17 protein-coding genes are annotated in these 21570 nt (G+C 61.2%); 8 read left to right on the top strand and 9 right to left on the bottom strand.

Translation table 11 applies throughout. From position 1 onward, the window contains the following. Window positions 1-10 precede the first annotated feature (10 nt). From PSH86_RS02055 to PSH86_RS02045, 3 genes are all read right to left on the bottom strand, one after another. Complete coding sequence (locus tag PSH86_RS02055; protein WP_212801753.1) at window positions 11-1387, bottom strand: DUF3999 domain-containing protein; 1377 nt, start codon at window positions 1385-1387, stop codon at window positions 11-13. After that, entirely contained in the window at window positions 1384-5007 is a 3624-nt protein-coding gene (locus tag PSH86_RS02050; protein WP_305487441.1) for a DUF2339 domain-containing protein, read from the bottom strand. Before PSH86_RS02050 ends, PSH86_RS02055 begins: the two co-directional genes overlap by 4 nt. A gap of 284 nt (window positions 5008-5291) precedes the next feature. Continuing rightward, window positions 5292-7742, bottom strand: a complete 2451-nt coding sequence (locus tag PSH86_RS02045; RefSeq protein ID WP_109751995.1) for a glycogen/starch/alpha-glucan phosphorylase — start codon at window positions 7740-7742, stop codon at window positions 5292-5294. Window positions 7743-7994: 252 nt separating this feature from the next. Here PSH86_RS02045 and PSH86_RS02040 point away from each other — a divergent pair, with 252 nt between their 5' ends. Beyond that, a complete protein-coding gene (locus PSH86_RS02040) occupies window positions 7995-8432 on the top strand; it encodes a YkgJ family cysteine cluster protein (protein ID WP_003196865.1) in 438 nt (145 codons plus the stop codon). A gap of 221 nt (window positions 8433-8653) precedes the next feature. Here the strand turns inward: PSH86_RS02040 and typA are convergent, their stop codons facing one another. Both typA and thiI read right to left on the bottom strand, forming a co-directional pair. Next, window positions 8654-10474, bottom strand: a complete 1821-nt coding sequence (gene typA / locus PSH86_RS02035) for a translational GTPase TypA (RefSeq protein ID WP_053117555.1) — start codon at window positions 10472-10474, stop codon at window positions 8654-8656. Window positions 10475-10612: 138 nt separating this feature from the next. Next, window positions 10613-12067: a tRNA uracil 4-sulfurtransferase ThiI gene (gene thiI, locus PSH86_RS02030; protein WP_305487437.1), complete on the bottom strand. Its 1455-nt coding sequence runs from the start codon at window positions 12065-12067 to the stop codon at window positions 10613-10615. A 328-nt stretch (window positions 12068-12395) separates the two neighbouring features. Between thiI and glnA the strand changes: the two genes are divergently transcribed. From glnA to ntrC, 6 genes are all read left to right on the top strand, one after another. Next, window positions 12396-13802, top strand: coding sequence for a type I glutamate--ammonia ligase (gene glnA, locus PSH86_RS02025; protein ID WP_003196860.1), 1407 nt, complete (start codon window positions 12396-12398; stop codon window positions 13800-13802). Between the two features lie 122 nt (window positions 13803-13924). After that, the gene (locus tag PSH86_RS02020; protein ID WP_305487433.1) at window positions 13925-14488 is read left to right on the top strand and encodes a chorismate mutase; all 564 of its coding nucleotides are present in this window, start codon (window positions 13925-13927) and stop codon (window positions 14486-14488) included. Window positions 14489-14809: 321 nt separating this feature from the next. Then, window positions 14810-15325 (top strand): DUF4124 domain-containing protein, encoded by a 516-nt coding sequence (locus tag PSH86_RS02015; RefSeq protein ID WP_109752355.1) that lies wholly within the window; start codon window positions 14810-14812, stop codon window positions 15323-15325. Further along, window positions 15322-15945, top strand: a complete 624-nt coding sequence (locus PSH86_RS02010) for a DUF4124 domain-containing protein (protein WP_116833964.1) — start codon at window positions 15322-15324, stop codon at window positions 15943-15945. Before PSH86_RS02015 ends, PSH86_RS02010 begins: the two co-directional genes overlap by 4 nt. A gap of 253 nt (window positions 15946-16198) precedes the next feature. Further along, entirely contained in the window at window positions 16199-17284 is a 1086-nt protein-coding gene (gene glnL, locus PSH86_RS02005; RefSeq protein ID WP_053117539.1) for a nitrogen regulation protein NR(II), read from the top strand. Continuing rightward, window positions 17281-18717, top strand: coding sequence for a nitrogen regulation protein NR(I) (gene ntrC, locus PSH86_RS02000; RefSeq protein ID WP_109751990.1), 1437 nt, complete (start codon window positions 17281-17283; stop codon window positions 18715-18717). The genes glnL and ntrC overlap by 4 nt, the downstream gene beginning before the upstream one ends. A gap of 527 nt (window positions 18718-19244) precedes the next feature. Here ntrC and PSH86_RS01995 read toward each other — a convergent pair. Beyond that, window positions 19245-19685, bottom strand: a complete 441-nt coding sequence (locus PSH86_RS01995; RefSeq protein WP_163855699.1) for a hypothetical protein — start codon at window positions 19683-19685, stop codon at window positions 19245-19247. On the opposite strand from PSH86_RS01995, the gene trmL reads away from it, so the two are divergent. Beyond that, a complete protein-coding gene (gene trmL / locus PSH86_RS01990) occupies window positions 19684-20139 on the top strand; it encodes a tRNA (uridine(34)/cytosine(34)/5-carboxymethylaminomethyluridine(34)-2'-O)-methyltransferase TrmL (RefSeq protein ID WP_058546236.1) in 456 nt (151 codons plus the stop codon). The genes PSH86_RS01995 and trmL overlap by 2 nt on opposite strands. A gap of 185 nt (window positions 20140-20324) precedes the next feature. On the opposite strand, the gene secB is transcribed toward trmL, so the two are convergent. The 3 genes from secB to PSH86_RS01975 are packed head-to-tail and all read right to left on the bottom strand — an operon-like array spanning window position 20325 to window position 21516. Beyond that, window positions 20325-20807 (bottom strand): protein-export chaperone SecB, encoded by a 483-nt coding sequence (gene secB / locus PSH86_RS01985; protein WP_109751988.1) that lies wholly within the window; start codon window positions 20805-20807, stop codon window positions 20325-20327. Between the two features lie 39 nt (window positions 20808-20846). After that, window positions 20847-21101 (bottom strand): glutaredoxin 3, encoded by a 255-nt coding sequence (grxC, locus tag PSH86_RS01980; RefSeq protein ID WP_109751987.1) that lies wholly within the window; start codon window positions 21099-21101, stop codon window positions 20847-20849. A 1-nt stretch (window position 21102) separates the two neighbouring features. Beyond that, window positions 21103-21516 (bottom strand): rhodanese-like domain-containing protein, encoded by a 414-nt coding sequence (locus PSH86_RS01975; protein WP_109751986.1) that lies wholly within the window; start codon window positions 21514-21516, stop codon window positions 21103-21105. Window positions 21517-21570: the final 54 nt, after the last annotated feature.

Here is a 21570-nt window from a genome sequence, read left to right as displayed (position 1 = left end):
GCGCAGCACCTCAGTTTTTGACCGGCGGCTTGCGCAGCAGGCTGAACGCCATCGCAGCCAAGAACAGCACGCTGATCAACAGCACTGCCCACAAGCCGATTTTCTTCCAGTTGGTCTCGACCGTCGCAGGCGAGGTTGCCGTGGCCGCAGCCGGGATCGACGTGGCCACCCCGTTCACCGTCGCCGTACCCAGCGTCGCCAGGCGCGACGGCTTGTAGTCGGGCACCAGGGTGGTCAATGGCAGGCTGGCCGCTTTGACTGTCGCACTGCCCAGCGCCAGGCTATAAGGCCCCTCGCCGCGCGCCAGGAACACCACCTGGGTCGGACGTACGGCAAAGCGCAGGGCCGGAGCTTCGGTTCCCAGGCCGCCGCCGCGCTCGTCCACGGTCAGTTTCAATTGCTGCACGGTCTGACCAGACAGTTGCAATTGGTTTTGCAGCACATCCTGGCCATTCTGGGTCAGGCGATAGAGCAAGCCACTGCCCAGCGATTGCCACGGATGGCTGCTTTCTCGACGCCCGGCCAGGGTCACCGGCGCCAGGCTGTTGGCCTGGCTCAGCTCGACCTGCACCTGCTCGATGTTCAGCCCCATGGGCAACTGCCAGGTGTACTCACCGGCCTTCGCGGTGCTGCCGGCCAACGGCTGCGACCACACCAGTGGCAACGGCAAACTTTCGCGGCTGGCGCTTTGCAGTTGGGCCGAGGTCAGCACTGGCGCGGAGGATGGCGAATCCCACAGCAACCGCAGGTAACGCGCCGGCTGCCCCGGCAAGCTCACTTCATGTTGTTCGACCCGCTCATCGGCAAAGGTCAGGCGTGCCACCTGGCCTTCGCCCCACGACTGCCAATGCTGCAAGTCGTCACTGGCTTCGATGGTGAACCGCTGGAAACCGTCCCGCTCACTGGTCCAGTCGAGGATCAGTTGCTGCAATGGCGCCTTGATCGCGCTGGCATCCAACAGCCAACCACGCAGTTCCTCCTCCCCCGCTTCGAGGCGGCTGGAGGGTTGAACTTCCACCAGGGTGCCGTTGGCGTTCGATTGCACCCGCACACTGGGCGCACGCTCGTTGTCATCGGCGGCGTTGTACAGCGGGAACCATTTCACGTCGGTGAGGGTACGGTTTTCCCGGCTCTGGGCCGACTCGCGCAGCAACGCGTAGGCCTGGGCCTGGCCAGCCGCATTGAAGACCCGCAGGTCGCTCAGGTCGGTCTGCCGCGCTTGCAACTGAACGTCCAGTGGCAACGGCAGGCGATACCACGGCCCTTCGCCGCTCAGGGCCAAGGGCACCTGATGGGCGAAATCCGCCGGTTGCTCCTGGGCCGTAGCCGACAATGCCACCCACAACCCAACCACACCCAGTCCGATGCGACTCAACTTGCGACTCAAGACGACACTCCCTCACTGACAGGCATCGGCGGCTCGGCCGGCGAGGCCGTTTCCGGGCGCTTGGGCGGCAGCGGCGCGAAATAGCCCACCACCAGCAACAACACGCCCACGCCGATAAACGACACGATCCGCGCCAGACCGCCACGGTTACTCAACTCGACAAAGAACAACTTGGCCACGACCACGGCGATCAACGCCGCGCCGATCAGCCACACCTCTCGACGGTGACGCAGGTGCCCACCGATCATCAGGCCCAGGGCGATCAAGGTCCAGACGATGGACAGCCCGGCTTGCACGAACATGGATTCAAGCAGCGCATCGAGCTCGAACGGCACGCCCATCCACTGGTGGGCACTGCGCATCACCAAGGCAGTGAAGAACGCGAACAGCGACACACCAGCGATCAACTGGGCGATGTGTCCGACGCGGTTCCAACGATTCGTCGATTGCGCCACGGCGTTGCGGGCCCACACATAGACACCGAACAAGGCGAACAGCAGGCCCAGCTCCAAGGGATTGAGCAACGGCACGTAAGGCAGTGGCTCTGCGGTTCCATCGCTGAAGGTGTTGGTCAGCCAGAACCAACCGAGCATCAACAGCGCCATGGGCGCCGCCGCATAGACCCGGTATTCGCGCGACTGGGCCGAGATCGGCCATGGCCAGGCACGCGGCGCGGCCATCAACACCAGGTACAGGCTCGGCAGGATCGCCCAACCCAGCCAGCGCCAAGCGTTGTACTGCTCGGACAGCAACAGCAGGCCGTAACGCAACTCCAGCATCAACACCGCCATCAGCAACCAGCAACCGAGCACATGGGCCGTGCTGCGCGCCCGGGCCGGCAGCATCGCCGCCAGGCGCTTGAGAGAGAAAAAGTGCACGGCAAATACCGCCAGCCAGGCCAACCAGCCGAAATCCGCGGCAGGGTGATAGTAGCCGTGCCCCGTCGCCACCAGCACGCAACCCGCCGCCGGAATCAACAAGGTGCACAGCAGCCCCAGCGCCGGCCATTTCAAACGCAGCGCCAAGACGGTCCACACCGCCACACTGATCGCCGCGACCAGCAGCAACAAGCTACCTTGCAGGTTCGCCGGGGCGAAGCGCAGCACTTCGCTGACCCACGCCAGCGCCCACCAACCGGCACCCCAGATCAGCAGCAACTCGGACAGACGCTGCAAGCCCAAGGCTTGCAACTCCTGCGCCGCGTGGGCCCGTTGCAGTCGCCACGCCCCCACCAGCGCTGCCAGCCCCAGCACCAGCGGCGTCCAGAAGCCGCTGTGGGCCAAGGGCCGCAGATCCTCGGCGCTGAGCGGCCCCAACAGCGTCGGCCCTGCCGTCAGGAACGCCGCACCGCCCAGCAGTTGCAGCAGCAGGCCGAAGACAAAGCTCACGCGTTGTTTGAGGTACAGGCTCAGCCAGATGATCAACAGACCGCTGGCCGCCCACACGCCACTCGCCGTTTGCCATGGCAGCACGAACAGCACCGCTAGATTGATCAGCACCAGTCCTGCCAGCAACACCACTGAGAGGCCGCGCAGCAACCGGACATCGTTGCGCACCATATCGTCGCGTGCCGCCAGCAACATGCCGCCAATCAACGCCAGGCCGATCAGCGAGGCGCTGAGCAAACCGCTCCAGCCCGCGCTGAACACCGCCGCCGAATCACCTTCGGCGCCTTGCAAGCGCACCAGGAACAACGCGCCACCGAGCAATTGCACCGCAAATGCAGTGAACAGGAAGCTGCGCGATTGCAGGCGCAGGCCGACAAACAGCGTCGCCAATCCGGCCAGGGCCCAAGCGATGGCGGTGCCGTGAGTGAGGAAGAACAGCGGTGCCAGCAGATAGAGGAAACTCAGCCCCAGCACCGCCAGCACTGGCAGGCCCCGGCGCTCCCAGGCTGCACAGTGTTCAGGCGCAGCCTTGAGCAGTTGGTAGAACGTGAACAGCAAGGCGCCGCCGAGCATCAATGCCCCCAGTGGTGAACCATCGAGCAGGCTGCCGTCGCCGTTGCGCAACTCGCTGACAAACGCCAGTGCCGAGCCCAATTGCAGCAACAAGGCAAACGCTCGGGCCAAGGGTCGTTGCTGGCGCAGGCCCAGCCAGAAAATCCCTGCGCCCTCCACGGCCCAGGCCGCCGAGGTCCAACGCGCGTCAAGCCCCAAGGGAATCGCCAGGCTGGCAAAAATCACTCCCAGGGCCAGGCAGGTTTCGGCCAGCAGCAAGGCGCGCCCGCCCATCAGCACGCGGGCCAGGCCCATGTAGATCATGCCCAGGGCCAGAGCGCTGAACGCGGCGGCGAATTCCAAATGCTGCACCAAGGCGAACTGCAAACCGAAACCCACCAGCGGCGGTGCGAACAACATCGTGCCGTCGACGTAATCACCCTTGCGCGCCGACCAGCGCAGCAATGCGTCGCGGCTGCCGTCCTCTGGGGCATCGCTCATTTCCAACAGTTTGCGACGGGTGAACAGCAAGCCGATCGCCAGGTAAATGAGGAAGAACAGAATCAGGAACGGCTCGGTGCTCCAGAGCAGTTCCGGCGTGTAAGAACGCAGGCCCCAGGCGAATCCAATGCCGAAGGTGCCGACGAAGCCGATCAGGTTCAGCAGGCGCCAGGCCTTGAACCAGGCTATCGCGAGGATGCCGGCATTAAGCAGGATGAAATAGCTGAACAGGGCAACGTGGTTACCGCTGCCGGTAGACGTCAGGATCGGTGCGGCAAACCCGCCCAGCGCCGCAGCCGCAGCCAGGCCCAGGGCGTTCTGGGTAATTGCCAGGATCGCCGAGAACACGGTAACTGCCACCAGCAACCCCAAGGCCGCCTTGGAATCGAGCAACGGATGCAGGCGCATGGCGGCGAACACCGTCAGGTACAGCACGGCGATCCCGGTGCCCTGGAGCATCAACGCATAACTACTGTTGCGTTGACGCAACCACCAGCCCAGGCCCAGCAGGCCCAACGCGCTGGCCGCGACGCCGGCGTAACGCAGTTCGATCGGCACCACCATGCCTTCGGTGGCGTAGCGCAACAGGAACGCCAGGCCGAGGAACAGCAGCACCACGCCGACCCGCAGCACCGTGTTGCCGCCGAACAGCCAGTTGCGCGCGCCGATAATGGCGCGGTCGAACAAGTTAGGACCACGCGGCGCCGTCGGTTGCGCAACCATCGGTTCCAGAGGCAGAGGGGCAAAGTCGCGCTGGGCACGCCGACTGGAGGTCTCTGGCGCGGGCTTCCAAACGTCATCGGGCAACGGCTGGCTGGCCTGGGTGGCCATCGAGGGAACGGGCTCGAGGTCTGGCGGCAATTCCCAGATGAGCTCTGGCTCGGTGCGCGTCTCGGGTTTCGCGGCCTGGGGTACGACAACCTCGGGCGCTGGGGCCGGATCACTCGATTCGGCCACCTTGCCGCGTTCGAGAACCGCCAGACGGGCTTGCAGCGTGAGCAAGCTCTGCTGGGCCTCTTGCAACAAGACCTGTTGCTTGGTCGCCTGGAGACCCAGGCGGCCCAGTCGAAACGATTGGGCAATGCCAAGCCCCACCAGCGCGCCTATCAGCGCATCGGCGAACGACTCGTCCACCACCCAGCCGAGTGCCAGGCCCAACAGCGTCAAGATCCATTGCATGGTCGATATCCCTAAGCGGCCCGTTGCGGGCGTAACCGGGGTGATGCGGTGCCTGGATCAGTCTAGTGGAAAGCCCCAAACCCTGTGGGAGCGAGCCTGCTCGCGATAGCGGTCTTCACATCCAACATTGGTGTTGGCTGACAGACCGCTATCGCGAGCAGGCTCGCTCCCACATTGGACACTTTTGACTGAGCGACAACACCGCAGCCCGGCGAAACTGGCGCTTAGTATATCGACGAAGCCCAACCGCCGTTGGGCTTCGCTCACATTTCTTACAGCAAATGCTATTCCAGGGCTTTCCAGATGTCGGTGGCGTACTCGCGGATGGTCCGATCCGAGGAGAACCAGCCCATGCGCGCAGTGTTGAGCACCGCCGAACGCCACCATTGCTTGGAATCATGCCAACGTTCTTCGACCTTGGCCTGGGCGTCCCAGTAGGCGTCGAAATCGGCGCAGACCAGGAAACGGTCGTAATTGATCAATGAGTCCACCAGCCCGGCGTAGCGCATCGGATCATCCGGCGAGAACACCCCGCCGCGAATCGCCTGCAACACATCATTGAGCCGATGGGAGGCGGCGATGTCCGGCTCGGCGCTGAATTCACCATTGCGCTTGCGGGCTTCGACCTGCTCAGCCGTCAAGCCGAAGATGAACATGTGCTCACCACCGACGCGCTCATGCATTTCCACGTTGGCGCCGTCCATGGTGCCGATAGTCAACGCACCGTTGAGACCGAACTTCATGTTGCTGGTGCCCGACGCTTCGAAACCGGCGGTGGAGATCTGCTCCGACAAATCCGCCGCAGGAATGATGCTCTCGGCCAGGCTGACGTTGTAGTTGGGCAGGAACACCACTTTGAGCAAGCCACGCACGGTTGGGTCATTGTTGACCACTCGGGCGATGTCGTTGGTCAGCTTGATGATCAGCTTGGCCTGGTGGTAACTGGCGGCGGCCTTGCCGGCGAAGATTTTCACTCGCGGCACCCAGTCCACTTCCGGTTCGGCGCGGATCGCCTGGTACAGCGCCACGGTGTGCATCAGGTTGAGCAACTGGCGTTTGTACTCGTGGATCCGCTTGACCTGCACGTCGAACATCGCCGCCGGGTTCACGGCAATCCCCAACCGCTCGTGGATCAGGTAAGCCAGGGCTTTCTTGCTATGCAGACGCTGCTCGGCGAACTGTTTACGAAACGCCGGTTTATCGGCAAACGGCTCCAGTTCGATCAGACGCTGCTCGGGGTTGTCCAGCACGCTCGGGCCGAGGGCATCGACCATCATCGAGGTCAGTTCGGCGTTGGCCTGGAACAACCAGCGGCGGAAGGTGATGCCGTTGGTCTTGTTATTGATCCGGTCCGGATAGAGTTTGTGCAGCTCGGAGAACACCGTGCTGCGCATCAGTTGGGTATGCAGTCCGGACACGCCGTTGACGCTGTGGGAACCGAGGAACGCCAGGTTGCCCATGCGCACCCGGCGACCGTTGTCTTCTTCGATCAGCGACACCGAGCGCAGCACATCGAAATCGTGCACGCCCTTGGCCCGCAGCGAATCGATGTGCTGGGCATTGATCAGGTAAATGATTTGCATGTGCCGGGGCAGCATGCGCTCCATCAGCCCTACCGGCCAGGTTTCCAGGGCTTCGGGCAGCAGCGTGTGGTTGGTGTAGGACAGCGTGTCCTGGGTGATCTGCCAGGCAGCGTCCCAGGCCACGTCGTAGACGTCCACCAGTTGCCGCATCAGTTCGGCCACGGCGATCGACGGGTGGGTGTCGTTGAGCTGGATCGCCGCGTGATCGCCCAGGGTCAGCACCGAGGTGTGCATGTTGCGATGGCGGCGCAGCAAGTCCTGCAGCGAGGCGGCAACGAAGAAGTACTCCTGGCGCAGGCGCAGTTCCTGGCCGGCCTCGGTGCTGTCAGCCGGGTACAGCACACGGGAAATACTTTCCGCCCGGGCCACCTCCGCTACCGCGCCCAGGTGGTCGCCGGCGTTGAAGCGCTCCAGGTGCAGGTCTTCCACCGCCCGGGCGCGCCACAGGCGCAAGGTATTGACGCTGGCACCGCGCCAGCCCACCACTGGCGTGTCATAGGCAATGGCCCGCACGGTTTCCGCCGGGGACCAGACTTGCCGGGTCTTGCCGGCATCGTCGGTGACGGTCTCGACACTGCCGCCAAAGCCGATCGGGTAGACCACCTCTGGCCGCTCGAACTCCCACGGGTTACCGAAATCCAGCCAATGCTCGGTCTGCTCCTGCTGCCAGCCATCGACGATCGCCTGGCGGAACAAGCCGTGCTCATAGCGAATGCCGTAGCCGTGGCCGGCGATGCCCAGGGTCGACATGCTTTCCATGAAACACGCCGCCAGACGGCCGAGGCCGCCGTTGCCCAGTGCCGCATCCGGTTCGAGCAGGCGAATGCGCTCCAGGTCCACGCCCAGCTCAGTCAGGGCCTCACGCGCAGTGTCCAGCAGGCCGAGGTTGCTCAGGCTGTCGTAGAGCAAGCGACCGATGAGGAATTCCAGGGAGAGGTAATAGACACGCTTCTGGCCCTTGCGATAGATCTGCCGCGTGTGGTCCATCCAGTGTTCGACCATATGGTCGCGGGCGGCAAGGGCAATGGCTTCGAACCAGTCGTGATCAAACGCATGATCCGGGTCCTTGCCGACGGCATAAGTGAGCTTGGTCAAAACGGCGTCGCGAAATGCAGCGACTTCAGCTTCGCGAACAAGTGGTTCTTGAGTCATTGATGAGACCTCGAACGAGCATGGAATTGTCTGAGCCTAGTCGGTCTGACAGACGGCACAGGCTCTGGTTCGGTGGTTTTTCCCTGTGACGGAGAATCGTCGCCAGGGAATTGCCGGATGAGCGAATGAATGCAGGGGCCGTGCCGGTCCGGGAGCGGTTTGGCCGGGATGAAAAAAAACTGGCGGATGGTCGTTCAAAATTTCACCAGTCCCGGTATGATCGCGCGCCCTGATGCATGCTGGTAAACCGTGATGATGAAGCCCAACCTGATCGCCGCCGCGGAGATCGACCGACTCGATACCTGGGCCAAGTACTCCGCCCCGATGTGCGGTTCCTGCGTGTCGAGCTGCTGCACGCTGCCGGTGGAGGTCAAGATCAAAGACCTGATCCGCATCGGCATCGTCGATGAGTTCGAACTGGGCGACCCGCCGAAAAACATCGCCAAGCGCCTGCAAAAGGAAGGGATCGTCGAGCGCTACAACCAGAAGTCGGAAATCTTCACGCTCCAGCGCATGAGCAACAACGATTGCCTTTATCTGGACCGCAAGAGCCGCTTGTGCACCATTTATGAAAAGCGCCCGGACACTTGCCGCAACCATCCGCGGGTCGGGCCACGGCCGGGCTATTGTGCCTACAAGCCCAAGGAAGTGGAGCGCGAGCGTAATCCGCGGACGTTGGACAAGTTCTGATCCATAGAAGGTTCAGCGGTGCCTGGACCACTGTCATCGCGAGCAGGCTCGCTCCCACACTGGATTTGTATCGGACACAAAAAAGCGGTGGTCGCTGCAGATCAACTGTGGGAGCGAGCCTGCTCGCGATGAGGCCTCAACAGGCGCCACATCACTTCCAGGCATAAAAAAACGCCCCCGATCTCGCGACCGGGGGCGTTTTTCATTCAGCCTGGGCTAAATCAGTTCTTGGCTTTCTTGGCAGCGCGGGTACGCTCGCTTTCATCCAGGATCTTCTTACGCAGGCGGATCGACTTCGGCGTCACTTCACACAATTCATCGTCCTGGATGAATTCCAGGGCCTGTTCCAGGGTGAAGCGAACAGGTGGAACCAGGGCGATGGTTTCGTCTTTGCCCGAAGCACGCATGTTGTCGAGCTTCTTGCCCTTGGTAGGGTTAACGCCCAGGTCGTTGTCACGGCTGTTCAGACCAACGATCTGGCCGCCGTAGATTTCCTGGCCGTGCTCGACGAACAGCTTGCCACGCGCCTGGAGGGTTTCCAGGGAGTAGGTCAGCGCCTTGCCGGTTTCAACCGAAACCAGAACGCCGTTCTGACGGCCAGACATGTCGCCAGACTTCATCACGTCGTAACGGTCGAAGATCGAGGTCAGAATGCCAGCACCGTTGGTCAGGGTCAGGAATTGGTTACGGAAACCGATCAGACCGCGAGCAGGGATGTTGTATTCCAGACGTACACGGCCTTTGCCATCCGGCACCATGTTGGTCAGGTCGCCCTTACGCAGGCCCATCTCTTCCATCACCTTGCCCTGGGATTCTTCCGGCAGGTCGATGGTGACGTTTTCGAACGGTTCGTGCTTCACGCCGTCAACCAGACGGATGATCACTTCCGGACGGCCTACAGCCATTTCGAAGCCTTCGCGACGCATGGTTTCGATCAGAACCGAGAGGTGCAGTTCGCCACGGCCGGAGACCTTGAACTTATCGGCCGAGTCGCCTTCTTCAACGCGCAGTGCAACGTTGTAGAGCAGTTCTTTGTCCAGGCGTTCCTTGATGTTACGGGACGTCACGAACTTGCCTTCTTTACCGCAGAATGGCGAGTCGTTGACCTGGAAGGTCATGGAAACGGTCGGCTCGTCGACGGTCAACGGCTTCATCGCTTCAACGGTGTCCGGGTGGCACAGGGTGTCGGAGATGAACAGCGAGTCCATGCCGCTGATGCAGACGATATCGCCGGCAGCCGCTTCTTCAACGTCTACACGGTGCAGACCGTGGTGACCCATCAGCTTCAGGATACGACCATTGCGGCGCTTGCCGTCGGCACCGATAGCCACGACCGGGGTGTTCGGCTTGACGCGACCACGAGCGATACGGCCAACACCGATAACACCCAGGAAGCTGTTGTAGTCCAGTGCCGAGATTTGCATCTGGAACGGACCGTCACGGTCGACTTTCGGTGCGGGTACGTTGTCGACGATCGACTGGTACAGCGGGGTCATGTCTTCAGCCATTTCGGTATGGTCCAGACCGGCAATACCGTTCAGGGCCGAGGCGTAGACGACTTTGAAGTCCAGCTGTTCTTCGGTGGCGCCCAGGTTGTCGAACAGGTCGAAGATCTGGTCCAGGACCCAGTCCGGACGCGCGCCTGGACGGTCAACCTTGTTGATGCACACGATCGGACGCAGGCCGGCTTCGAAAGCCTTCTTGGTCACGAAACGGGTTTGCGGCATAGGGCCGTCCTGGGCGTCGACCAGCAGCAGCACGGAGTCGACCATCGACATCACGCGCTCTACTTCACCACCGAAGTCGGCGTGGCCCGGGGTGTCCACGATGTTGATGTGGTAGCCATTCCAGTTGATGGCGGTGTTTTTCGCCAGGATGGTAATACCGCGCTCTTTTTCCTGGTCGTTGGAGTCCATCACGCGCTCGTCGTTGAGCTCGTTGCGCTCCAGGGTGCCGGATTGACGCAAGAGTTTGTCTACCAGGGTGGTCTTACCATGGTCAACGTGAGCAATGATGGCGATGTTGCGTAGATTTTCGATCACTTGTGTATCTCGATCAGAGGATTCGGTGTGCTGACAGGTCGTGGCAGCGATTTACGTTGAGTCCGACAAAGCCGTTACAGCCTGTCGGCGGCGTCGGGGGGCCGGTGACGCAGGCCACAGGCAAACAGCCCCGGGCACTTAGCTCGGTCGATAAACGCGCACATTGGCATGCCCCTCACTGAGCAAATGGTGGGCATGCAGGCGACTCATCACGCCTTTGTCGCAATACAACAGGTACTGGCGAGTAGGGTCCAGTTCCTTGAAACGCGCGTTCACTGCATAGAACGGCATCGTTTTTACCTCGATGCCGGCAACACTCAGCGGGTCGTCTTCAGCGTCGTCCGGATGACGGATGTCGATGATGATCTGACCGGCCAGCGCTTCGCCGACTTCTTCAATCTGTATGTCCTGGCCCAATTCGTCGATGACGCGATCGATCGGTACCAGCCTGGCGTTTTCGAGCGCCCGCTCGAGTATCGCCATGTTGAATTCTTTCTCTTCGTGCTCGACCCGCCCGCGCTTGGCCGCCGTCTTCGGGTTGACCGAGATGACGCCGCAGTACTCCGGCATATGTCGGGCAAACTCGGCGGTGCCAATGGCATTGGCCTGGTCGATGATGTCCTGCTTGTGGCTGGCAATCAGCGGCCGCAGGACCAGCTTCTCGGTCACGCAGTCGATCACCGACAGGTTCGGCAACGTCTGGCTCGACACCTGGGAGATCGCCTCGCCGGTCACCAGCGCGTCGATTTGCAGGCGGTCGGCAATTCGTGAAGCGGCGCGCAACATCATACGCTTCAAAATGACGCCCATATGACTGTTATCGACTTTGCCGAGAATCTCGCCCAGGACTTCCTCGAACGGCACACTCACAAATAACACGCGCTGGGAGCTGCCGTACTTCTTCCAGATGAAGTGCGCCACTTCCATCACGCCCAGTTCATGGGCGCGCCCGCCGAGGTTGAAGAAGCAGAAATGGCTCATCAGGCCGCGACGCATGATCTGGTAGGCGGCCACCGTGGAATCGAAACCGCCGGACATCAGCACCAGGGTCTGCTCCAGCGAGCCCAGCGGATAACCGCCGATGCTGTTGTGCTGGCTGTGGATCACGAACAGCCGCTGGTCGCGAATTTCAATGCGCACTTCGATCTGTGGGTCTTTCAACGAAATACCGGCCGCACCGCACTGTCGGCGCAACTGGCTGCCGACGTACTTTTCCACATCCATCGAACTGAATGGGTGCTTGCCGGCACGCTTGCAACGCACCGAAAAGATCTTGCCGGCCAGGGCATCACCATAATGAAGCATGCACTTGGCAAGGATGTCGTCGAAATCCCCCAGCGGGTACTCATCGACTTGCAGGAAATGCGCGATGCCCGGCATGCAGCTCAGGCGCTCGGTCATTTCCTTCAGGACCTTGGGTTCGCTGACACGGGTTTCCAGCTCGAGGTTGTCCCACACGCCGTTCACCACCACGGCCGGGTCCAGGTCTCGGAGCACGGCGCGGATGTTCTTGGCCAACTGGCGGATGAAACGCATCCGTACCGGGCGGCTCTTGATGGTGATCTCGGGGAAGACTTTTACGATTAGTTTCATGAAAACAGCGCGCGAACGGCCAGCCGAAAAAGGGGGGCGCGGATTATAGCGGAAATTGCTCAAGGTTTAACCAGTTAATGTGCAGATCGTTTTGCATGCACCAAAACAGATCATTATCGATTGACGACGCCACATTGCAGTGCGTTATTGTCTGACAATCCGCGATTAAGGCCCTCAAAAGCGTGGATTTGGTGCAAAAAACCCATGCTGGGGCACTGGCATGCAATTTGCTCCCTTGTGAGGCAGGTTGCCTTGGCAGAGTATTCGCGCCGGCATCACCCATATCTAAGGGCACTCCACTACCCGCCCGAAGCCACCCGGAGGACATATGTCGAAGTCGGTTCAACTCATCAAAGATCATGACGTCAAGTGGATTGATCTGCGCTTCACTGACACCAAAGGTACTCAACATCACGTGACCATGCCGGCCCGTGATGCGCTGGACGACGAATTCTTTGAAATCGGGAAAATGTTCGACGGCTCCTCCATCTCCGGCTGGAAAGGCATCGAAGCCTCCGACATGATCCTGATGCCGGACGACGAAACTGCCGTCCTGGACCCGTTCACCGAAGAGCCGACCCTGATCCTGGTCTGCGACATCATCGAACCTTCGACCATGCAAGGCTATGACCGCGACCCACGCGCCATCGCCCACCGCGCCGAGGAATACCTGAAGTCCACCGGTATCGGCGACACCGCTTTCTTCGGTCCTGAGCCTGAGTTCTTCATCTTCGACTCGGTCAAGTTCAAGTCCGACATCTCCGGCTCCATGTTCAAGATCTTCTCCGAACAAGGTTCGTGGATGTCCGACCAGGACGTGGAAGGCGGTAACAAAGGCCACCGTCCAGGTATCAAGGGCGGCTACTTCCCGGTTCCACCGTTCGACCACGACCACGAGATCCGTACCTCCATGTGCAACGCACTGGAAGAGATGGGCCAGACCGTCGAAGTTCACCACCACGAAGTGGCGACTGCCGGCCAGAACGAAATCGGCGTGAAGTTCAACACGCTGGTCAAGAAGGCTGACGAAGTCCAGACCCTGAAGTACTGCGTGCACAACGTTGCCGATGCCTATGGCCGCACCGCGACCTTCATGCCGAAGCCTCTGTACGGCGACAACGGTTCGGGCATGCACGTTCACATGTCGATCTCCAAGGACGGCAAGAACACCTTCGCAGGCGAAGGTTATGCCGGTCTGTCGGACACCGCCCTGTACTTCATCGGCGGTATCATCAAGCACGGTAAGGCCCTGAACGGCTTCACCAACCCGTCGACCAACTCCTACAAGCGTCTGGTACCAGGCTTCGAAGCCCCGGTCATGCTGGCCTACTCGGCTCGCAACCGCTCCGCCTCGATCCGTATTCCTTACGTGAACAGCCCGAAAGCCCGCCGTATCGAAGCTCGCTTCCCGGATCCGGCTGCCAACCCATACCTGGCCTTCGCTGCACTGATGATGGCCGGCCTGGACGGTATCCAGAACAAGATCCACCCTGGCGATGCCGCTGACAAAAACCTGTATGACCTGCCGCCTGAAGAGGCCAAGGAAATCCCACAGGTTTGCGGTAGCCTGAAAGAAGCCCTGGAAGAGCTGGACAAGGGCCGTGCGTTCCTGACCAAGGGCGGCGTATTCAGCGATGACTTCATCGACGCTTACATCGCACTGAAAAGCGAAGAAGAAATCAAGGTTCGCACCTTCGTACACCCACTGGAATATGAGCTGTACTACAGCTGCTGATCCGGTAAGCGCCGCCACGCACGGCGTGAATTAAAGAGAGGCCTCCTTCGGGAGGCCTTTTTTATGGGCGCAGGTTGCGTGCATGATGCCTCCCCGCCCCTCCATAGAAGACGAGACTGCCCATGACTTTGCGCTTCAAGCTCTGCCTTGCCCTGTCTGCCGCGCTGTTGGCCGGCACCGCCGAAGCCGCCTCCACTCCCGCTCCTGACGCCCTTACCCCGCTGTTTAACGCCATTGGCGAACGCCTGGCCCTCGCCGATGATGTGGCGTTGAGCAAATGGGACAGCCATAAACCGGTAGAAGACCGTCAGCGCGAGCGGGAAGTGATTGCCGCTGCCGTCGCCCAGGCGCCGGCCTACAAGCTGAGTGGCGAAACCGTGGAAGCGTTTTTCGCAGCCCAGATAGAAGCCAACAAAATGGTGCAGTACATCGATTTGTCCGACTGGGCCCTGGTAGGCAAGGCCCCGGACCTTCCGCGCCCGGACCTGGTGGGACAGATCCGCCCGCAACTCGACCGACTGCAAAAGCGGCTGCTGCAACAACTGGCCGACTTCGCCCCCTACCGCACCGACCCGCAGTGCCCGCAATGGCTGGCCCGAGCTACCCACCACAACAAGCAGCACCCGATACACCGGCTGGCCCTGATCCGGGCAACCGGAGAACTGTGCCTCTCCCCAAAATCCTGAGCCCCCCCCCTTCCCCTGTGGGAGCGAGCCTGCTCGCGATGAGGCCTGCACATCCAACACCTCAGCGCCTGACACGCCGCCATCGCGAGCAGGCTCGCTCCCACAGGGATCCAGCGTCGGCCATAAAGGCTGTGAACACCACAGATCCAATGTGGGAGCGGGCTTGCTCGCGAAGGGGCCGCCACATCCAACATCTCAGCGACTGACACACCGCTTTCGCGAGCAAGCCCGCTCCCACAAGGGGTGCGATACAACAACTTGGGCCATCCGCGTCGCCTGGCCTATGCTGCACCTATCACTTTTCGTTTTCGGTCGATTTTCATGGGTCGTGGTTTTTCAATCATCCTGTTGTTGCTGGCTCTGCCAGCCGCCGCGCAGATCTACAAGTACACCGATGCCGAGGGCAACACCGCCTATAGCAACCAGCCGCCCCAAGGCGTACCGGCTCAGACGGTGGAATTACCGCCGCTCAACAGCATCGAACGCCAATCCCCGGCCAGCCCGGGCGCACCACCAGCCTCCGCGAACAGCGACGAGCCACGCAATGCCTACGAGATACTGGAACTGACGGACATTCCCACCGACGAGGCCCTGCGCGCCAACAACGGCACCTTCACTGTTGGCGTACAGGCTCAACCGCGACTGCGCAGCCCGCATCTGTTCCGGCTGCTACTGGACGGGCACCCCTACGGCCAGCCGACCAACGTGCCACGCCTGCAATTGGTGAATATCGACCGGGGCGAGCACAGCCTGGCGGTCCAGGTGATTGATGGGGAAACCCTCGTGCAACAAAGCGAAACCGTCACCTTCACCGTGCAGCGGGTGCACCGGCCATGATCCGCCGGTTGCTGGCGCTGGGCCTGTTGCTGATCGCTCAGTCAGGCGCGGCCCAGGTCTACACCTACATCGATGCCCAGGGCAATCGCGTGTTCACCGATCAACCGCGCCCCGGCAATGCGAAGAAAGTCCAACTGCCACCCAGCAATCGGATGCCGGCGCCGCCTTCAGGAACGTCCGCGGCGCCTACGGCCGAAGCGCGGCCCGAGCCGCTGTTTCATTACGAAATGCTCCGCCTGCTGATACCCGAGCCGGACGCGACGATACGTAGCACCGCAGGCGAACTGATCGTCAGCGTCACCAGCGAACCCGGCCTGCAAAAAGGCCACCGCTACCGCCTGCTGCTCGACGGCCAGCCCACGGGCGCACCAGGGCCGAGCCCGGTGTTTGCCTTGAGTAACATCGACCGAGGCACCCATCATCTGGCGGTAGAGATCCTCGATGAGCAAGACCGTATCGTCGAACGCACCGCCAATCAGCCCTTCCATATGCAACGCATGTCCCTGGCGCAGAAGCGTCGCATCAAACCCTGCGCCACGACCGATTACGGTCAACGTCCCGAGTGCCCCCTGGCCGAAAAACCCGAAGAAGAAAAAAGCAGCATCCTGCCGTTCTTTTAACGCCGCTCAGGTTGGCGCACTATCTTGGTGCAATACATTGCACGCTACCCAGATTCCAAACCCATTTTGGTTCGAAAGTACCCGAAAAAGCTGGCAGAACGCCACGCAACCGGGCGAAAAACACCCTTTTGAGGCTCTAAACGCTTCTTTTCGGAGCCTTGGTTTGGTTTTTGCATTTTCCTTGTAACAGCGCATTAATCGCGCGCGCAATTTGGGACCGGCCCCGAGTTGCTACGCTCCAAAAGAGGTCCTGATGACCATTAGCGACGCACTACACCGCTTGCTGCTCGACAACCTCACCACCGCAACCATTCTGCTCGACGCCGAATTGCGCCTCGAGTACATGAACCCGGCGGCGGAGATGCTCCTGGCCGTCAGCGGCCAGCGCAGCCACGGGCAGTTCATCAGCGAGTTATTCACCGAATCCGCCGAGGCGCTCAACTCCCTGCGCCAGGCAGTGGAACAGGCCCATCCGTTCACCAAGCGCGAGGCGATGCTCACCGCGCTGACCGGCCAGACCCTTACAGTGGATTATGCGGTCACGCCGATCCTGAACAACGGCGCCACCTTGCTGCTGCTGGAAGTCCACCCCCGTGATCGCCTGCTGCGCATCACCAAGGAAGAGGCCCAGCTATCCAAGCAGGAAACCAGCAAGATGCTGGTGCGTGGCCTGGCCCATGAGATCAAGAACCCCCTCGGCGGGATTCGTGGCGCGGCACAGTTGCTCGCCCGTGAACTGCCGGAAGAAAGCCTCAAGGACTACACCAACGTCATCATCGAGGAAGCCGACCGTCTGCGAAACCTGGTGGACCGCATGCTCGGCTCGAACAAGCTGCCATCGTTGGCGATGTGCAACGTCCATGAAGTGCTGGAGCGCGTCAGCAGCCTGGTAGAAGCGGAAAGCCAGGGTTGCATCACCTTGGTGCGCGACTATGACCCGAGCATTCCCGATGTCCTGATCGACCGCGAGCAGATGATCCAGGCCGTACTGAATATCGTGCGCAACGCGATGCAAGCCATCAGCAGCCAGAACGAACTGCGCCTGGGCCGTATCAGCCTGCGCACCAGGGCCATGCGCCAGTTCACCATCGGCCACGTGCGCCATCGCCTGGTGACCAAGATCGAGATCATCGACAACGGTCCGGGCATCCCTGCCGAGCTGCAGGAAACCATTTTCTTCCCCATGGTCAGCGGCCGCCCGGACGGTACCGGGCTGGGCCTGGCCATCACCCAGAACATCATCAGTCAGCATCAGGGCTTGATCGAGTGTGAAAGCCACCCCGGCCACACCACCTTCTCGATCTTCCTGCCACTGGAACAAGGAGCCACATCGACATGAGCCGTAGTGAAACCGTGTGGATCGTCGATGACGACCGTTCTATCCGTTGGGTCCTGGAAAAAGCCTTGCAACAGGAAGGCATGACCACCCAGAGCTTCGACAGCGCCGATGGGGTGATGAGTCGCCTGGCGCGTCAGCAACCGGACGTCATCATCTCCGACATCCGCATGCCTGGCGCCAGCGGCCTGGATCTGTTGGCGCGGATTCGCGAGCAGCATCCGCGGCTACCGGTGATCATCATGACCGCCCATTCCGACCTGGACAGCGCCGTGGCGTCCTACCAGGGCGGGGCCTTCGAATACCTGCCCAAGCCATTCGACGTCGATGAAGCGGTGTCGCTGGTCAAGCGCGCCAATCAACACGCCCAGGAACAACAAGGCATGGAAGAGGTGCCGGCCCTGGCCCGCACCCCGGAAATCATCGGCGAAGCGCCGGCGATGCAGGAAGTGTTTCGCGCGATCGGGCGCTTGAGCCACTCCAACATCACCGTGCTGATCAACGGCGAATCCGGCACCGGTAAAGAACTGGTGGCTCACGCCCTGCACCGCCACAGCCCACGGGCGGCGTCGCCGTTCATCGCGTTGAACATGGCGGCGATTCCCAAGGACCTGATGGAGTCCGAGCTGTTCGGCCACGAAAAAGGTGCGTTCACTGGCGCGGCCAACCTGCGGCGCGGGCGCTTCGAGCAAGCCGACGGCGGCACATTGTTCCTCGATGAGATCGGCGACATGCCGGCCGACACCCAGACGCGCTTGCTGCGTGTACTGGCGGACGGCGAGTTCTATCGGGTGGGCGGGCATACGCCGGTCAAGGTCGATGTGCGCATCATCGCCGCGACCCACCAGAACCTGGAAACCCTGGTTCACGCCGGCAAGTTCCGCGAAGACTTGTTCCACCGTCTGAACGTGATCCGCATTCATATCCCGCGCCTGGCGGATCGTCGCGAAGACATCCCGACCCTGGCCCGGCACTTCCTCAGCCGCGCGGCCCAGGAGCTGGCGGTGGAGCCCAAGCTGCTCAAGGGCGAAACCGAGGAATACCTCAAGAACCTGCCGTGGCCCGGTAACGTGCGCCAGTTGGAGAATACCTGCCGCTGGATCACGGTGATGGCTTCGGGTCGCGAAGTGCACATCAGCGACCTGCCGCCGGAGCTGTTGAGCCTGCCACAGGACTCGGCCCCAGTGACCAACTGGGAACAAGCCTTGCGCCAGTGGGCCGACCAGGCCCTGTCCCGCGGCCAGTCGAGCCTGCTGGACAGCGCCGTGCCGAGTTTCGAGCGGATCATGATCGAAACCGCCCTCAAGCACACCGCCGGTCGCCGTCGCGATGCCGCCGTGCTGCTGGGCTGGGGCCGCAATACCTTGACCCGCAAGATCAAGGAATTGGGGATGAAGGTCGATGGTGGGGATGATGATGACGGGGATGAGGGCTGATCGGCCTGTAACCCTTCGCTGAACTTGAAGGCCCAATCGCGAGCAGGCTCGCTCCCACAATGGATTTTCGGTGTTCGCGATATTTGTGAGCACCACCAAACCCTGTGGGAGCGAGCCTGCTCGCGATGCTTTTTAAGGGTGCCATGCACCGCACCAATGCACCATGAACCGCAATTGCGCATGCCTTATGAGCAGGAGCCACTCGATCCTCCTCGGGAAAACCAGCTCAAATAAAAGCCAAAGCCCCGGAATACGGGGCTTCGCGCACCATCAGCAGTTTTTTTGTGACAAGCCATTAAAAACTGGCACGACCCCTGCAATAACTCAATCACTACCCAGTTTCGGGGACCTTGGTACAGGCAGGCCGGGGATTCCCCACTTTTATACCGGGCTCATCGAGCCCACTGTTTTGGGGGCCTTGATACAGGCAGGTCAAGGTTTCCCTTCTTTACACCCAGGGCTATGCGCCGAGCGCCAGCCCTCCCGTTTTGGGGACCTTGGTACAGGCAGGCCGGGGATTCCCTCTTTTATTGCTCCTGGAGACGGACCTCCAACCGCCAGCGGTCATCCACCTCGCTGCCGGTCCACTCTCCCCGCAATGGACGCGCCGCCACCAGTGTCAGCAACAATCCCTTGTCACTCAATCGCACTCGCCAGTTCACGTCCTTGCCATTGAGCTTCAACTGACCGCTCTGCGGTCGACCTTCTGCTTCGAACAACAGCGCTACTGAGCCGTCGATGACTTCCCCGTGTAGCTTGGGTTCGTTGTTGAACCAGACCACCACCCCACCATCAGCCATCTCGACCTGCTGCAATACGCTCGGTTCGGGCGTGGTCAGGCGTCCGATCATCAGTCCGACCATCATGCCGAAAATCGCCAACGAGCCCATCACCCGAGGCATTAGCTTCGAACGTTCATCGGTTTGCGGCGTAGAATGCCGCTCATCTTTGTCTGCGGAGCCGTGCATGTTTCACGTCATCCTTTTTCAACCGGAAATTCCGCCGAATACCGGCAACGTCATCAGGCTGTGCGCCAACAGCGGCTGCCACCTGCATTTGATCGAACCGCTGGGCTTCGAGATGGACGACAAGCGCCTGCGCCGAGCCGGCCTCGACTACCACGAGTATGCCACTTTGCAGCGTCACGCCGACCTTGCCAGTTGTCTGGAAAGCCTCGGGCATCCACGCCTGTTCGCCTTTACCACCAAGGGTTCGCGGCCATTCCATGACGCCAGCTTCGTCGCCGGTGATGCGTTCCTGTTCGGCCCGGAAAGCCGTGGCTTGCCAGCCGAGGTGCTGGACGCCCTGCCCGCCGACCAACGCCTGCGCCTGCCGATGCGCGAAGGCTGCCGCAGCCTAAACCTGTCCAATACCGTGGCGGTGGCGGTTTACGAGGCGTGGCGGCAGAACGGTTTCGCCTGAGCCCTTGCTGTCAGCCAGAAACACCTGTGGGAGCGAGCCTGTGGGAGCTGAGCTTGCTCGCGATGAGGTCGACACGGTTCAACTGCAAAACCGCGTCATCGTTCATCGCGAGCAAGCTCAGCTCCCACAGGGCTCGCTCCCACAGGTTTTATGCTCGGCTGACGGACGCTAGCCCGCCCTGCCGCTTACTGAACGGTCGCGCCGCCTTCTTGCTGCATGCGTTGCAGCTCTTGGGCGTACAGGGCGTCGAAGTTCACCGGAGCCAGCATCAGGGCCGGGAACGAACCACGGGTCACCAGGCTGTCCAGGGTTTCGCGAGCGTACGGGAACAGGATGTTCGGACAGAACGCGCCCAGGGTGTGGCTCATAGAAGCGGCATCCAGGTTCTTGATCAGGAAGATCCCGGCCTGCTGCACTTCGGCGATGAACGCCACTTCGTCGCCGTTCTTCACGGTCACCGACAGGGTCAGCACCACTTCGTGGAAGTCTTCTTCCAGGGCTTTCTGACGGGTGTTCAGGTCCAGGCCTACGCTCGGTTCCCACTGCTGGCGAAAAATCGCCGGGCTTTTCGGGGCTTCGAAGGACAGGTCACGGACATAAATGCGCTGCAAGGAGAATTGCGGTGCGGCTTCTTCTTCGCTGGCAGCTGTGTTCTGTTGGTCAGTCATCGCAGATCCTTCTTACTTTCAGGTTCTATTAATGGAAAATCAGGCCTTGAGCATCGCATCGAGCTTGCCGGCGCGCTCCAGGGCATACAGGTCATCACAACCGCCCACGTGGGTGCTGCCGATCCAGATCTGCGGCACGGAGGTGCGCCCGGCTTTCTGGGTCATTTCGGCGCGCAGTTGCGGCTTGCCGTCGACCTTGATCTCTTCGAAAGCCACGCCTTTGTTCTGGAGCAGGAACTTGGCTCGGGAGCAATAGGGGCAGTAATCGCTGGAATAGACAACGACGTGGGTCATCTCACTTCACCAGCGGCAGATTGTCGGCTTTCCAGCTCGCCACACCACCGGACAGCTTGGCGGCGGTGAAACCGGACTTCATCAGCTCGCGAGCATGGGTACCGGCGTGCTGGCCTTGGGCATCCACCAGGATCAGCGTCTTGGCCTTGTGTTTTTCCAGTTCGCCGATACGGGCGATCAGTTTGTCCTGAGGAATGTTCACCGCCCCGACAATGTGGCCTGCGGCGTAATCCTTGCTCGGACGGATGTCCACCACCACGCCGGCATCCTTGTTGACCAGCGCGGTCAGCTCGCCGGTGCTCAGGCTGCGACCGCCGCCCTGCATCGTGTGGGCAACCAGCAGCGCCAGCAGCACGACGAAGATACCGACGAGAATGTAGTGGTTAGTGGCAAATTGAATCAGGTGAGCAACCATCGAAGGAGGTTCCAGGGCGTTAAAATGTCGGCCAGTATACACAGCACGCAAGGC

Source organism: Pseudomonas sp. FP2300 (assembly GCF_030687595.1).
In the GTDB taxonomy this organism is placed as follows: Bacteria; Pseudomonadota; Gammaproteobacteria; order Pseudomonadales; family Pseudomonadaceae; genus Aquipseudomonas; species Aquipseudomonas bijieensis.
Note: the sequence above shows the minus strand (reverse complement) of the source record. Positions and strands in the feature narration are given on the sequence as shown.

Bases quoted from the DNA above. Each gene is read 5' to 3' on its own strand.
- PSH86_RS02050 (WP_305487441.1), bottom strand. From the start codon at position 5,007: ATGCAATGGATCTTGACGCTGTTGGGCCTGGCACTCGGCTGGGTGGTG.
- PSH86_RS02045 (WP_109751995.1), bottom strand. From the start codon at position 7,742: ATGACTCAAGAACCACTTGTTCGCGAAGCTGAAGTCGCTGCATTTCGC.
- PSH86_RS02040 (WP_003196865.1), top strand. From the start codon at position 7,995: ATGATGAAGCCCAACCTGATCGCCGCCGCGGAGATCGACCGACTCGAT.
- thiI (WP_305487437.1), bottom strand. From the start codon at position 12,067: ATGAAACTAATCGTAAAAGTCTTCCCCGAGATCACCATCAAGAGCCGC.
- glnA (WP_003196860.1), top strand. From the start codon at position 12,396: ATGTCGAAGTCGGTTCAACTCATCAAAGATCATGACGTCAAGTGGATT.
- PSH86_RS02020 (WP_305487433.1), top strand. From the start codon at position 13,925: ATGACTTTGCGCTTCAAGCTCTGCCTTGCCCTGTCTGCCGCGCTGTTG.
- PSH86_RS02015 (WP_109752355.1), top strand. From the start codon at position 14,810: ATGGGTCGTGGTTTTTCAATCATCCTGTTGTTGCTGGCTCTGCCAGCC.
- PSH86_RS02010 (WP_116833964.1), top strand. From the start codon at position 15,322: ATGATCCGCCGGTTGCTGGCGCTGGGCCTGTTGCTGATCGCTCAGTCA.
- glnL (WP_053117539.1), top strand. From the start codon at position 16,199: ATGACCATTAGCGACGCACTACACCGCTTGCTGCTCGACAACCTCACC.
- ntrC (WP_109751990.1), top strand. From the start codon at position 17,281: ATGAGCCGTAGTGAAACCGTGTGGATCGTCGATGACGACCGTTCTATC.
- trmL (WP_058546236.1), top strand. From the start codon at position 19,684: ATGTTTCACGTCATCCTTTTTCAACCGGAAATTCCGCCGAATACCGGC.
- PSH86_RS01995 (WP_163855699.1), bottom strand. From the start codon at position 19,685: ATGCACGGCTCCGCAGACAAAGATGAGCGGCATTCTACGCCGCAAACC.
- secB (WP_109751988.1), bottom strand. From the start codon at position 20,807: ATGACTGACCAACAGAACACAGCTGCCAGCGAAGAAGAAGCCGCACCG.
- grxC (WP_109751987.1), bottom strand. From the start codon at position 21,101: ATGACCCACGTCGTTGTCTATTCCAGCGATTACTGCCCCTATTGCTCC.
- PSH86_RS01975 (WP_109751986.1), bottom strand. From the start codon at position 21,516: ATGGTTGCTCACCTGATTCAATTTGCCACTAACCACTACATTCTCGTC.